Below are 13533 nucleotides of genomic sequence, written 5' to 3' on the forward strand. Positions count from 1 at the left end.
ATTGGCCTACGGCCGTATTGCTGGAGGAGTTGAGATCAAAGCTGAATAAAACCGGTTAAAGAGTACACATAGTAAGCGTCAGTTCGAGTTTTTATCGTAAAGTCATTGAATAAGCGTATAGTTTTGGTTATTTAACTCTGACCCTCTACCGATTAGGAAAGAAGCATAATGAAAAAAACAACGCGGATCATGGCGGCGAAAAAGCACGTCGCTTTAGTCGCTCATGATAACTACAAAGGTGAGCTACTACGTTGGGTGGTTGAAAACCAGTCTAAGCTTGAAAAACATGAACTGTACGCAACGGGCACGACTGGGCATATGCTCAATAAAGAAACCGGATTAGCGATTACCAGCATGATTAGCGGGCCAATGGGCGGCGATCAGCAATTAGGCGCTAAAATTGCCGAGGGGAAAATTGATGCCTTGATTTTCTTTTGGGATCCGCTTAACTCTGTACCGCATGATCCAGACGTTAAAGCTTTATTGCGCATTGCGAGTGTGTGGAATATTCCTGTAGCCACTAACCGCGCCACAGCAAAATTTCTTTTTAATTCCATACTCATGGAGCAAGAAGTCGAGATTGAAATCCCTGATTATCAGGCCTATCTTGCTGATAGAACGTAATGCACTTCACTCCATATCGATAAGCGACGATGGATCTTTAAATACTTTCGTGTGATCGATGAATGATGGCCGTAAGAGAAGAGGCGTGTTATCACGCCTCAATACCGACTCAGACCATCGCCTGCTGCGATAAAATCACTCTGCAACCGGCCTCTTCCATCGCTTGCCAAGCGTTATCAATATCACCTTGTGATAGATTAACGCCTCGACAAGCATCTTTAATGACCCAAGTTTTAAATCCTAATGACACAGCATCCAACGCAGTAAATTTCACGCAGTAATCTGTAGCCAGTCCGGCAATGTACACATCGCTGATCGCATGTTGCTGTAAATACTCGGCTAATCCTGTTGCATGGCGACGTTGGTTATCAAAAAAACCACTGTAGCTATCGATATCAAGATGAGTCCCTTTGTAGATAATATGTTCGATAGCATCGAGATTAAGGCCTGCGATAAACTCCGATCCGGCGGTATTTTGTACACAATGATCCGGCCATAATATCTGTTCAATGCCAGAGAGCATGATAACTTCTCCGGGTGTTTTACCTTGAGTAGAAGCAAAGCTCGCATGCCCTGCAGGATGCCAATCTTTAGTGGCAATCACATGATCAAAATGAGGCATTAATAAGTTAATCACTGGGACGACACTCTGCCCTTCAGGGACAGGCAAAGCACCATCGGACGCAAAATCATTTTGCACATCTACTAAAATCAAAGCCTTATACATACTATTCCTTTATTCATATCGATTTACTGACTGGATATCCCTCAGTGAGCAACTCTTGGATAAAACAAGAGCCATTACCGCTGTAAGTTATCCAGACTTTCTCTTTGGCTCGGGTCATGGCGACATAAAATAGACGGCGCTCTTCTGCAAATGGAAAATCCACTTTAGATTGGGTCAAGGCGCTATCTAAATGACGGGCTTTCACTCGCGCGGGAAACTGCCCTTCATTAACCGCTAAGATAATAACAAAATCGGCCTCTTTGCCTTTACTCGCATGACAGGTCATAAACTCAATTTGCAGTGAGGCATATCGCCGTTGCCATTCTGCCAGATGCTCTGGTTGATGATAATGGTTACGACCTAATAACAACACCTGTTTCGGCACTTTAGCCTGACGATTAAGTTTATCGAGTATTTTTTCAATTTGATTACTGGCACACAGGACAACCGCTCGCTGCTTCTGTGACTTAAAACTATTTAGCGTCTTGGGTAACTGATGAGGATTTTTCTGCACAAACTGATTGGCAACCAAACCAATTTGATCGTTAAAACGATAAGTCGTATCAAGATGATGAATGGTCGATTGCGGAAAACGCGCTGCAAATTCCGTGGTTAAGTGAACATCCGACCCCGCAAATTGATAAATCGACTGCCAATCATCCCCGACGGCAAATAAATTAGGATGATTAGGCCCCTGTTCACACAACGCTTGTATCAACGCCAAACGAGCAGGTGAAATGTCTTGATATTCATCAATCATGATGAATTTCCAAGGCACAGAAAATTTGCCTTTGCGTACATAATCCGTTGCTTGGCTGATCATGATATTAAAATCGATCTGCTGCTCATCTTTCAGCATTTGCTGCCATGCTTGGTAGCAAGGCCAACATAAAGCAAGCTCACTGTTCAAGCGAGGATAATCAACATGATCAATGATGTATTGCTGAATCGCTTTTTTCGTCGTGCCCAATTGGGCAAGTTGATCGAGTTGCTTTTCCAACCATGCGATCAATTTAGGGTTTTCAACGTGGCTGCCTAGCTCATCATCACCGACTAGATAAGCAATCGGCCACTGCGCCAAATGTTTCTGCCAACGCTTAAAGTTGGTAGGTGTCATCCAGTGGCGCTTTAACCAGTCCGTACACCATGCTTTTTTCAGCTTATCATCCAATGCTAACGGCGAAATCACGACGGATTGATTTTCCACTTGGTTAATGATCGACAACCCTAGTTGATGAAAGGTGTTAACACGAATCTTATCGGCGGCAAGACCAATCTTACTTTTTAAACGCTGATCCATTTCATTCGCGGCGTCTTTGCCAAAAGCCACCAACAATAGTTCATCCGCTTGCGCTAAGTGGCTCTGTAACAAATAAGCCACTCGAGCCGTGAGCACACTGGTTTTACCTGAACCCGCACCAGCAAGCACCAAGTTATGATCATCATTGATCAACACCGCTTGCTGCTGAGATACATTAAGCGGAGAGGATTCAAGTTGTGAAAAAAGAACCGTCCAATTTTGACGCTCAATGTCTAACCAAGCTTGATTGCGGGCTTGTAAGGCTTGATCGGGAGTCAGTAACCAAGGTACTAATGGCTCCATCGCATGAGGTAAATGTTTGATGGCTTCTTCTAAACTCATGTTCATCGCGGTTAGATCAGCAAAAACGTGATTGATCCATTCCTCTAGCGGCGAATGCGGTAAAAAAGCTGGCAAATGTTGTAAATGGTGCAGTTTTTGCTGCCATTGAGGTAAATGTAATCTCAATTGCTGACATTGCTGATCAAGCCATTGTTGATAGACGTTGACAATATGATGCGCAAACTGTCGAGCTTGTGGCCAAGGCAAACCTTGTACAACCCAAACGCGTTGCGTATCTTGCTCTGGATGAGCAAAAAATCGTAACTCCGCCCACAAAATCCCGCGTCGCACCTTCACTTGTCCGTTCCAAACGGTAAAAGGAATCCGCTCTTCACTGTGCAACGAAGAAAGCACCAAACGCTGATTTTCTAAGCCAACATGGTGATATTCATTAGCAATAAAAAATTGTGCAGTTTGGGTTGCACTTAGCTGCATTTTCGGCGATTCCTCTCGATTTTATCGACCTACATCATAACTCAATCATCAATAGCAATGAAAAATTAATGTCAATAATCAACAACTCACTAAGACAGAATGATACTTTTATTATTCTTGATCAGAATGTTAGCGTAAAGTTCTGCTAAACTGTGTGTTTTAAGGTTTGACATCGAATCTCACTGTGCAGCGACTTCATTTACTTCGCCTTTATTGGGCAAACAAAACCATTAATTACTGCCTACTGATCCTGATCACGCTCTTAGGTGTTGTCATTCCCGCTTGGCACTATCAAGTTAACACTTGGATAACCCCCCTGATCCTTGGGGTCATTGCCGCCGCCTTAGCAGAGCAAGACGATAAATTTACTGGCCGCTTAAAATCGATCGTCCTGACCTTTATTTGTTTTGCGATAGCCGCCTTCTCTATCGAAATTTTATTTGATACACCGTGGCTATTTGCGATTGGACTCTTTATTTCAACCTTCACTTTTATCATGCTGGGTGCCATCGGTACTCGTTACGCCAGTATTGCCTTCGGCTCTTTATTGATCGCCATTTACGCCATGCTCGGTGCCGACCAAAGTACGAACCTTTGGTTCCAACCGTTACTATTACTGACGGGCAGCGCATGGTATTACCTTCTGTCAATGCTGTGGCACGCATTTTGGCCAATGCAACCTGTCCAACAAAGTTTAGCCAACGTATTTGTTCAACTCGGCCACTATTTTGAGGCTAAAGCCGAGTTATTTTATCCTGTCTCCAATTTAGCCCCCCAGCCACATCGAATTAATGAAGCCAATTTAAATGGAGCAACCGTTAACGCGCTGAACCAATGCAAAGCGACCTTGCTTGCCCGCTCAAAACGAGGGCATGTGGATGGTGCCAGTGACCGTTTCCTTGGTCTGTACTTTGTGGCGCAAGATATCCACGAGAGAGCCAGTTCGACCCATTATCGCTACCAAGAGCTCGCAGAGTCTTTCGCACGTAGTGATGTGCTGTTTCGTTTTAAGCATTTGTTGCAAGCTCAAGCGCAAGCCTGCCACGATATCGCTCTCTCTATTCAGCTCGGCCAACGCTATCAGCACCGTAGTGATTCGATCATCGCCTTAGACGAATTACAGCTCTCTTTGACATACTTACAAGAGCAACAACAGTTAGAGTGGAAGCAATTATTAGCTCAGCTCAGCTATTTGTTTAATAATCTTGCTACGGTTGAAAAACAGCTCAGTAACGTCAGTAATCCCGATGTGCAAAAGACCGAAGATGATGTCTTACATGATACGGAAGCACACTCTATAAAGGCCATGTGGCAACGAATTCAAGCCAACTTTCATCGCGACTCATTACTGTTTCGTCATGCCGTTCGTATGTCTATCGCTCTCACCGCTGGCTATGGGATTTTACAAGGATTGGATTTAGACCGTGGATACTGGATATTATTAACCACCTTATTTGTTTGTCAGCCTAACTACGCGGCAACACGGCAAAAGCTGGTTTCCCGTATTATTGGCACCCTCGCGGGGTTATTGATTGGCGTTCCTCTCCTAACACTTTTTCCCTCACAAGAGAGCCAGTTAGCATTTATTGTGATTTCCGGCGTGATGTTTTTCGCTTTTCGTCTCAATAACTACGGTTACGCGACCGGATTTATTACCTTATTAGTGCTGTTTTGTTTCAACCAGCTCGGTGCCGGTTACGCAGTGGTACTACCACGTTTAGCTGACACCCTGATTGGCTGTGCTCTTGCTGTTGCCGCGGTGGTGTTTATTTTTCCAGACTGGCAGTCAAAACGGCTACATAAGGTCATGGCCGAAGCCGTCCAAGCCAATAAACAATATTTAGCGCAAATCATTGGTCAATATCGTATCGGTAAAAAGGACAGTCTGAGTTATCGGATTGCACGACGTGATGCCCATAATCAGGATGCTGCGCTTGCTGCCGCGGTCAGTAATATGCTCGCAGAACCGGGAAAGTATCGATCTGCAACCGATGAAAGCTTTCGTTTTTTAACCCTTAATCATGCATTACTGAGTTATATATCAGCGCTCGGCGCACACCGCACTCGAATCGATGATGAAAGCATCCATCAATTAGTGCTCGATGCCCATCGAGTTATTCATCAACATCTTGAAGTGTTGTATCAGCAATTATTTACCCATTGTGAACAGTGTGATACCAGCGATATCGACAATATTGGCTTGGAGAAACGGCTTTCTGAATGGCGAGAAGAGGATGATAGCTCTGCACGTATGGTGCTACAGCAGCTATATCTTATTTATCGAATGTTTCCAGAACTGCATTCTCTGGCGAGTAAATTTGCCGTCCGAGTGCATTGATAGTGAATAGCAACCACGACTCACCCGCGATGGGATAAAGTTGCACTCCAAGACGGACCAGAGTATGCTTAAAAAAACAGCGAGGAAGTATTATGTCTGTCTCTGCCGTCTCTTCTGGTTATCCTATTCTTCAGCAGTCATCAAAAATGGCTGGCGAAGCGGCGCATGAAATTCAACAGGCTCAAATCCACACTTCTCGCGCATCGCAAGACCCTGCTTTGCAGCGCAATTCTCTTGAAGAGAAACCCACTCCCCCAAGCAAAAAGCCTGATACGGTTAACGCATTAATGAATCTCAACCAAGCTCAACAATACAATCGTGTTGGAGCAAGCGTCATTCAACGTGAACAAGAGATGATCGGTAGCTTACTGGATGTTCGTGTATAATCCCTCGCTCAGCGATAATCAGTCATCATCAACTGATGCCATTGACTACCATAAATTGTCAGCACCGATGACTAGTTATTGAGTTTGCTGATTCGCTCAGTACAATGCTCGAAAAATTTTAATTGTGATCTCTATGCCCAAATTTACTCTGCCATCGTGCGGAGAAAGTCACGCTTTCTCTGCGCTTTCATCTGCTGATTCATTACAAGATGCCTTAGCACCGCATTTTGAGCCAGCGAGCAAGACGCTGATCGCAAGCTCAAAAATGACCCCACACCATGTAGAAAAACGTTGGCAAGCCCTTAACCAACCTGAAGCACAGGCACAATTATGGGACGACCAGACTCAGCGTGATCTCACTCATTACAGTAAAAATATTGAATATTTTATCGGCACCGTAAAAGTCCCTGTTGGTATGGCCGGTCCGCTACGAGTCAATGGACTGCATGCGAACGACGACTTTTTGATCCCTTTAGCGACGACTGAAGCTGCGTTAGTTGCTTCTTATCATCGAGGATGTAAATTGATCACCGCCGCTGGCGGAACCAGCGTGATGCTATTAAATGAAGGCGTTACGCGTACTCCAGTCTTTGCTTTTGATCATCTTGCGCAAGCCGGGCAATTTATCGCTTGGGTAACCACACAGTATGAGCATTTTAAACAGCTTGCTCAGGCAACGACCGCCCACGGTCAACTGCATGATATTAACGTCACCATGGAAGGTAACCACGTTTATCTGGTGTTTGATTACCTAACCGGCGATGCCTGCGGGCAAAATATGGTGACCATCGCCACTAACGCTGTCTTTGAATTTATCGTCCATCATTCTCCTATTAAGCCGCGACATGCTTTTTTGGATGGCAATTTATCGGGTGATAAAAAAGCCAATAGCCATGTTTTACGTCATGTACGCGGTAAAAAAGTCACCGCGGAAGTGCATCTCTCCGCGGAACTGATCAAAAAATACCTGCATACCACTCCTGAAACGATGGTGAAATTTGCCGAAATGACTACGATTGGAGGAGTACTGAGCGGTAGCGTTGGCATCAATGCACATTATGCAAATGCTCTCACCGCTTTCTCTATTGCTTGTGGTCAAGACCCGGCTTGTGTGGCGGAATCTGCCGTGGGAATAACGCGGATGGAGCTCAACTCACAAGGCGGATTGTACGCTTGTGTTACGTTACCGAACTTGATGGTCGGCACCGTCGGTGGTGGCACCTCACTGCCTAGCCAAAAAGCGTGCTTAGCACTACTTGGGCTAACGGGAAGCGGTAACGCACGAGCCTTAGCCGAAGTGGTGGCAGGTTTATGTTTAGCAGGAGAGCTATCGATTGCTGGGGCTTTCAGCGCAGGGCATTTTTCAAGAGCCCACCATAAACTTGCGCGCTGATCCATCCATAAAGGGAAGGTTACCCTTCCCTTTCCTAACGCAGCTTGAACTCAGTGTCACCTAGGGATGAGTTACCACAATATCTCGCTGGGTAACACTCACCCCTTTAATCTGGGCATAAACCTGCATACCAACGTGTAAACCTAGCTCTTGTAACGCCCATTCGGTGATGGTTGACCATAGCCAACAGTCATCGCCGATCGTTAATTGCAAAGCAACACTTTTGCGTCCTTCTCCTTGCTGGAGATGCTCGATACGTGTGATTCTGACTGGTAAAATATTGCGAATTGAGGTCGCTTGAGGAAACTGTCGCGTCACTGACACATCAGTAGCACGGATTTGCAAACGAACTCTCTGCCCCTCTACCGCATCTTCAATTTGCTGTACCCATAAACCAACATCCTGACTCAAAGAGACATAGCTCAGCCCATAATCGAGACGATGATGAGTAACCTTGCCCAATAACAAAGTACTTTGTTCACTAAACGATTGCCATGGACGCATCAACGAGGAGGACCATACCTGCTCAATCGGTCCCGATATCAGTTCTCGTCCTTGATCTAATAACACTAGGTGATCCGCTAAACGCAAAATCTCACTCATGCTGTGAGTCACATACAAGATGGGAATGTTGATCTGCTGACCAAGGCGCTCTAAAAAAGGCATGACTTCTCTCTTGCGAGGTAAATCTAACGAAGCCAGAGGCTCATCCATCAACAATAAGTCTGGTTTGGATAATAAAGCCCGCCCCATCGCGACTCGCTGTTTTTCCCCCCCCGATAAATCATGCGGATAACGTTCCAATAACGCATTTAAACCTAACAAACTCACTATCGACGTAAAATAGTCATCGTCAGCCACCGATACACCATAAGTCAGGTTACCACGCACCCGATAATGAGGAAAAAGTCTCGCCTCTTGAAAAACATAGCCAATTCGACGCCGCTCAATAGGAATATTAATCCCTTGCTCAGAATCAAATAACACTCGATTCGCTGTTTTTATATAACCGGAATCTGGTTGTTCTAACCCACTAAACAAGTTAATTAACGTCGTTTTTCCAGCACCTGAACGCCCAAAGATGGCACTGACACCACGGCTGGGTAAGTGCAAATCGACATCAACCTGCATACAACCAAGCTGCTTTTTTACTTTTAGATGGATGTCAGTCATTACTTCATCCCCAACCGACGACGCATACGCCGATTCAACCATTCAGAAAAAAACAGCGACACCAAGGCAATCACAATCGAAATAATACACAAACGCGCCGCTTCCATTTCTGAGCCAGGAGTCTCAAGAAAATTGAACATCGCTAATGGTAGGGTTTGTGTTTCTCCCGGAATGTTCGAGACAAAACTGATCGTCGCACCAAACTCACCGAGACTGCGCGCAAAAGAGAGCATAGTGCCGGTAATAATCCCAGGTAAAGTCAGCGGTAAGGTGATAGTAAAAAAAACTTTCAGCGGCGACGCCCCTAATGTGCGCGCGGCTTGCTCAAGCCGAGGATCAACCATTTCAATACTCAAACGAATCGCTCTGACCATTAAAGGTAAAGAAATCACAAAACAAGCGAGTACGGCTCCACGCCAGCTAAAGCTAAAAGACACACCGAGCCATGTCTCTAACCAGCGACCAATGACGCCTTGTTTGCCCATAGTAATTAACAATAGATAGCCCACCACAATCGGGGGTAGTACCAACGGGAGGTGAATAAGACTGTCGAGGAGACCTTTACCAATGAAAGTTTTTCTCGCCAATACCCAAGCAAGGATAATACCAATCGGTAACAACCAAATAATGGTATAAGTAGCGACTTTCAGACTGAGTTGCAGAGCAAGCCATTCATAATCACTGAGCAAACTGTTCATGCTCCATGTCTGTCGTAAAACCGTAACGAGCCAATATCGATTTTCCAACCGGTGACGTGACGTAATCAATAAAAGTTTGATTACTGGATTTATCACTCAGTCTTAGCAAAGGATAATGAATCATATCGTGTAAGCTGTCATCAAACACGGTTAAGGTCGTGACTTTATCCGTCGATTGAGCATCCGTTTGATAAACCATACCTAATGCGACCTCACCACGCTCCACGAGAGCCAGTGCTGAACGGGCATTATTGGTCGGAGCCAAATGAGGTCGAACGTCATCCCAAACATCCAGTGCGTCCAGTACCTGCTGAGCATAAATACCAATAGGTACGGCCTCCGTATTACCAACCGCCAAACGACTTTTAGCTAATCGCTGTAGCCATTGCTGCGAGTCAGCGACATCAAATGGTGCAGAGGAAGCCGTAGCAGGCTGGATCAACACCACACGGTTACCTGCAATTAAAGTTACATGCTCAGGACCGATATCTTGCTTATCGATCAGATACCGTGCCCAGTCATCGCTCGCTGCCAAAAACAGATCCGCAGGCGCACCGCGCTCAATTTGTCGGGCCAAAGAAGAAGATCCACCAAAGACCGGCACGACCCTTGTGGTATGGCTCGCCTGATAGTGCTTAATCAATTCGTTGACGGCGTTGGTCATCGATGAAGCAGCATACAAATGAAGCGTCTCTTGAGCAAACAATGATGGACTGAATGACAGTAGCAATAATGAAAACGCACGTTTTAAACCTTTGAACATAGTGATATCGCTTCCCTAAATGGCGACCAAAACGGGTTAAGCAAAGTTCGAACTTTGGTTAACCGCTCATTTTGCGCCTATTTTACCAGCAAAGTCTGAATAGAAGATTGATTAATTTACTGAAATGGCCTGTAATTCGCATACGATTATTGTATCTTTACGCTTTCTTCTTCTTAGGATGAATATTTCATGCTCACAAGACTCTCTAGCAGCCTTCTTTTATTGTTGGCAACACTGACCTCTCATGCTGCTTTCGCCAACAATTTTAACTACAACTTTTTTGAAATCAGAACGGCATTAAACCCCGAGTCATTCGGGGGAGAGTTTAATACCTATTTTACCGAAAATTCGCACCTCATTGGCCGAGTCGATTCGCGTTTTGAGGGCGATTGGGATGCCGCCGTCGGAATGGGGTTCAATGGTCCAATTAATCCTTTTGCCGATATCTATGGACAAATGCTCGTCCACAGCACACGAGGCAGTCGTGAAGAAGGCAATAAAAACGATATGATGATCGAGCTCAACGTCGGTACCCGTGTTTGGTTAACTGAAACCTTAGAAGGGCATCTGCGTATTGGCCGTAATGAAGATAACTCGATATTTATCGCGGGCATCCGCTTCCACTCAACCCAACAAATGGCATTAACGGCTGAAGTCCGCAATGCTGGTATTTGGGGACCGCAAATTGGTATGGGGGTTCGCTTCCATTTTTAATGGGTTAGCACAACAAATCTCCCCTGCATAAGATCGACTTGAGCGCTGATCGTTCCAAAACTATCAGCGCTCTGAATTAGCACGTTGTTGTTTAAAAAAGCACAGCGCTTGATAAAACATCTCTTCTTTGAGCGGCTTCACTAATACGTATTCGGCTCCGGCCTCAATGAAGGCTTGTTGTGTCTCTAGCAAGCCATCGGCCGTACAGGCATAGATCGGTAATGACAGTTTCATCTCATGCCGAATGATTCGTGCGGTATCAATGCCCCCCAAATACGGTAACTGATTGTCCATAAAAATCAGATCGTAATCTTGTTCCTTTACCCGCTCGATGGCTTGTAAACCATCACTCACCCAATCGACCTGTATTGAATATTTCTGACAAAATGCTTGTAAAATAAAAGCATTCGTACGGTTATCCTCTACCAATAATGCGCGTATAGGCTGAGTAAATAATTGATAGCGATCCGTATTAGTCTGTTCGGCGTCGCTCAATTCCTCATTCACGACAATACGAATAGGAAACAGCAAATCAAAGCGCGTACCATAACCAACCTCTGATTTTACCGTGATCTCACCATGCAATAATTCAACTAAACTGCTGACTATCGATAAGCCTAAACCACTGCCTCCGTATTCCCGAGTCGTGGTCGATTCTGCTTGTACAAAAGGGTCAAAAATACGCTGTAAATCCGTCGCCGCAATCCCGATCCCCGTATCTTCTATGCTAATCATTAACTTATCGATGCCGCCTTGTTGAATAAGCGCTAATTTAATGCAAATCGACCCCTGATGAGTAAACTTAACGGCATTACTGAGTAAATTGAATAAAATCTGATTTAAGCGTATTTGATCGCTGTGTAAGCGAATTTCCGGTTCAATCGCGCACTCAATCATCAACTCAAGTCCCTTCTCTTTGCATAAAGGGTTATAGATACGCCGAATCGCTGAAACCATAGCTACGACTGGGAAATCACTATTTTGGATCAGAAATTTTCCCTGCTCAATTTTTGAAAAATCAAGGATATCATTCAAAACAGCGAGCAGATGCTCACCGCTGCTGCACAATACATTGACTAACTCTTGCTGCTCCTGAGTGAGCGAATTTTGTTTTAATAATTGAGAAGCGCCTAAAATACCGTTTAACGGCGTCCGTAATTCATGGCTCATTTTGGCGAGAAAATCAGCCCGTAATCGAGCGGACTCTTCCGCTTGTTCACGAGCAAGGCGACTTTGCTGCTCCGCTTCCACCATCGACGTGATATCTTGTCCTTGAGTAATGATCGAAACAATCCGCTCATCCAATATGATCGGTGATAATTCCCATAGAATGGTTTTACCATCGAACTCTGTTTTGAGCGCTTTGACAATATTACCTTGTGCCGCTTGCTGAACCGCGATAATCAACTGAGGCTTAACGCGGGCAAAAAGAGAATGCTGTTGAGAATAATGGCTCAAGAAATAAGCCTCAGCCGACGGATTCATACGAATCAAACCGCCCTGGGCCGTCCACAATAGCGTCGGCGATAACGAAAAATTAAAGAGATCCTCAAACTGTTTTTCTTGTTCGGCCAGTTGATGAAAGGTGCTTTCTAACGTGCGCCCAAAGTGATCAAACTCAACAATTTGAGAACCAGGGAAATAGGCACCTTCACGTAGCTCAACCACTTGATGGGTATAAGACATTAAGCGCGTCATTTCGTTTTCAATTTTACGTTGTAGCCACCAACGAACAATAATGAAAACAAAAGCGATCGCCGCAACGACAGCAAACATCCAAAATAAGTAATTATTACGTAGAGCGAGCGCATTTTGGTTACTCTGCACAGCGTATACCGTGAGAACGGTTGGCGCTCCGGCTAAAGTTAATGGCGTGCGACTAACCACATACTTGCCATGGATGTCGTAACCTTCTTCGCCTTCTTTGACCACCTCATCCACTTGATAAGCTTCTGTCCCTGTCAATGTCGAGGCTAAAACATCACCTCCCGCAGCAAGTACCAGTTGCTGTGAGTCACTGCGCTCACGTAAGTTCTCCACTAAGGTAACATTATTGTTCAGCACCACACTGATGTATAAAAAACCTAGGGATTCACCACTCACGGTATCAATAATCGGCGTACGGCGAACCAAAAGATACACATCGCCAATTAAAGATCGCGTAGTGATTAAGTGCCAATCATGGCTAAACGCGACTTGTTCAATGATATGGATAAACGTGTTGTCAGTTAAACCATAAAACTGGGCATTACCATCATCCCAGATCGGTTGAGTAACATTAGCGATAAACCGAAAGTCCGCCATATGGCTGATATCACTGCGATCAACACTGAGAAAATACTGTTCAAGCTCATTAGTTAAGTGGCCATGTAAGGCATGAACTAAAGTGGCATTTTTCGCACTGCTGTCTTGATGAATTTTTAAAATAGTCAGACGAGAATTAAATATATTCTGGATCAAATTCGCCGTTTGATTGGTGGTCCGTATCACTTCTTGCGTAATTAATCGGCTACTAACTTGATAAGTATGAAATAAAATACCGAGCGTTAACACGCTCAATGCCATCACGATGGCTCGGCTAATCAGGGTGGCCATATGCCTTTTTTTATCAGCCACGATGGGTCTTGGCACTGCAATTAT

11 protein-coding genes are annotated in these 13533 nt (G+C 44.8%); 5 read left to right on the top strand and 6 right to left on the bottom strand.

The features are described from left to right. Positions 1-168: 168 nt before the first annotated feature. On the top strand, positions 169-624 hold the full coding sequence (locus FKN88_RS03715) for a methylglyoxal synthase (RefSeq protein ID WP_004396666.1): 456 nt from the start codon (positions 169-171) through the stop codon (positions 622-624). Positions 625-733: 109 nt separating this feature from the next. Here FKN88_RS03715 and pncA read toward each other — a convergent pair whose 3' ends face one another. Both pncA and helD read right to left on the bottom strand, forming a co-directional pair. Continuing rightward, positions 734-1351 carry a bifunctional nicotinamidase/pyrazinamidase gene (pncA, locus tag FKN88_RS03720; protein WP_004396667.1) on the bottom strand — a complete coding sequence of 206 codons (618 nt, stop codon included), beginning with the start codon at positions 1349-1351 and terminating at the stop codon, positions 734-736. Between the two features lie 13 nt (positions 1352-1364). Then, the gene (gene helD / locus FKN88_RS03725) at positions 1365-3428 is read right to left on the bottom strand and encodes a DNA helicase IV (RefSeq protein ID WP_154171202.1); all 2064 of its coding nucleotides are present in this window, start codon (positions 3426-3428) and stop codon (positions 1365-1367) included. A 184-nt stretch (positions 3429-3612) separates the two neighbouring features. On the opposite strand from helD, the gene yccS reads away from it, so the two are divergent. The 3 genes from yccS to FKN88_RS03740 all read left to right on the top strand — a co-directional run bounded on the left by yccS (position 3613) and on the right by FKN88_RS03740 (position 7545). Beyond that, positions 3613-5766 carry a YccS family putative transporter gene (gene yccS / locus FKN88_RS03730; RefSeq protein WP_158137239.1) on the top strand — a complete coding sequence of 718 codons (2154 nt, stop codon included), beginning with the start codon at positions 3613-3615 and terminating at the stop codon, positions 5764-5766. Between the two features lie 92 nt (positions 5767-5858). Beyond that, entirely contained in the window at positions 5859-6152 is a 294-nt protein-coding gene (locus FKN88_RS03735) for a hypothetical protein (protein WP_004396670.1), read from the top strand. Positions 6153-6285: 133 nt separating this feature from the next. Continuing rightward, complete coding sequence (locus FKN88_RS03740) at positions 6286-7545, top strand: hydroxymethylglutaryl-CoA reductase (protein WP_004396671.1); 1260 nt, start codon at positions 6286-6288, stop codon at positions 7543-7545. 60 nt (positions 7546-7605) lie between these two features. Here the strand turns inward: FKN88_RS03740 and modC are convergent, their stop codons facing one another. The 3 genes from modC to modA are packed head-to-tail and all read right to left on the bottom strand — an operon-like array spanning position 7606 to position 10179. Beyond that, positions 7606-8718 carry a molybdenum ABC transporter ATP-binding protein ModC gene (gene modC / locus FKN88_RS03745; RefSeq protein ID WP_306687241.1) on the bottom strand — a complete coding sequence of 371 codons (1113 nt, stop codon included), beginning with the start codon at positions 8716-8718 and terminating at the stop codon, positions 7606-7608. Beyond that, positions 8718-9416, bottom strand: a complete 699-nt coding sequence (modB, locus tag FKN88_RS03750) for a molybdate ABC transporter permease subunit (RefSeq protein ID WP_050782752.1) — start codon at positions 9414-9416, stop codon at positions 8718-8720. The genes modC and modB overlap by 1 nt, the downstream gene beginning before the upstream one ends. After that, entirely contained in the window at positions 9397-10179 is a 783-nt protein-coding gene (gene modA, locus FKN88_RS03755) for a molybdate ABC transporter substrate-binding protein (RefSeq protein ID WP_154171203.1), read from the bottom strand. Before modA ends, modB begins: the two co-directional genes overlap by 20 nt. A 189-nt stretch (positions 10180-10368) precedes the next feature. Between modA and FKN88_RS03760 the strand changes: the two genes are divergently transcribed. Next, entirely contained in the window at positions 10369-10893 is a 525-nt protein-coding gene (locus tag FKN88_RS03760; RefSeq protein ID WP_040905104.1) for a hypothetical protein, read from the top strand. A 63-nt stretch (positions 10894-10956) separates the two neighbouring features. Here FKN88_RS03760 and FKN88_RS03765 read toward each other — a convergent pair whose 3' ends face one another. Continuing rightward, positions 10957-13488: a LuxQ periplasmic sensor domain-containing protein gene (locus tag FKN88_RS03765; protein ID WP_306687270.1), complete on the bottom strand. Its 2532-nt coding sequence runs from the start codon at positions 13486-13488 to the stop codon at positions 10957-10959. Positions 13489-13533: the final 45 nt, after the last annotated feature.

The organism is Vibrio sp. 2017_1457_13 (assembly GCF_030851525.1).
Taxonomy (GTDB): Bacteria; Pseudomonadota; Gammaproteobacteria; order Enterobacterales; family Vibrionaceae; genus Vibrio; species Vibrio metschnikovii.

Coding starts and splice junctions, on each gene's coding strand:
- FKN88_RS03765 (WP_306687270.1), bottom strand. CDS start 13,488: ATGGCCACCCTGATTAGCCGAGCCATCGTGATGGCATTGAGCGTGTTA.
- pncA (WP_004396667.1), bottom strand. CDS start 1,351: ATGTATAAGGCTTTGATTTTAGTAGATGTGCAAAATGATTTTGCGTCC.
- FKN88_RS03760 (WP_040905104.1), top strand. CDS start 10,369: ATGCTCACAAGACTCTCTAGCAGCCTTCTTTTATTGTTGGCAACACTG.
- modC (WP_306687241.1), bottom strand. CDS start 8,718: ATGACTGACATCCATCTAAAAGTAAAAAAGCAGCTTGGTTGTATGCAG.
- modA (WP_154171203.1), bottom strand. CDS start 10,179: ATGTTCAAAGGTTTAAAACGTGCGTTTTCATTATTGCTACTGTCATTC.
- FKN88_RS03740 (WP_004396671.1), top strand. CDS start 6,286: ATGCCCAAATTTACTCTGCCATCGTGCGGAGAAAGTCACGCTTTCTCT.
- FKN88_RS03715 (WP_004396666.1), top strand. CDS start 169: ATGAAAAAAACAACGCGGATCATGGCGGCGAAAAAGCACGTCGCTTTA.
- FKN88_RS03735 (WP_004396670.1), top strand. CDS start 5,859: ATGTCTGTCTCTGCCGTCTCTTCTGGTTATCCTATTCTTCAGCAGTCA.
- modB (WP_050782752.1), bottom strand. CDS start 9,416: ATGAACAGTTTGCTCAGTGATTATGAATGGCTTGCTCTGCAACTCAGT.
- helD (WP_154171202.1), bottom strand. CDS start 3,428: ATGCAGCTAAGTGCAACCCAAACTGCACAATTTTTTATTGCTAATGAA.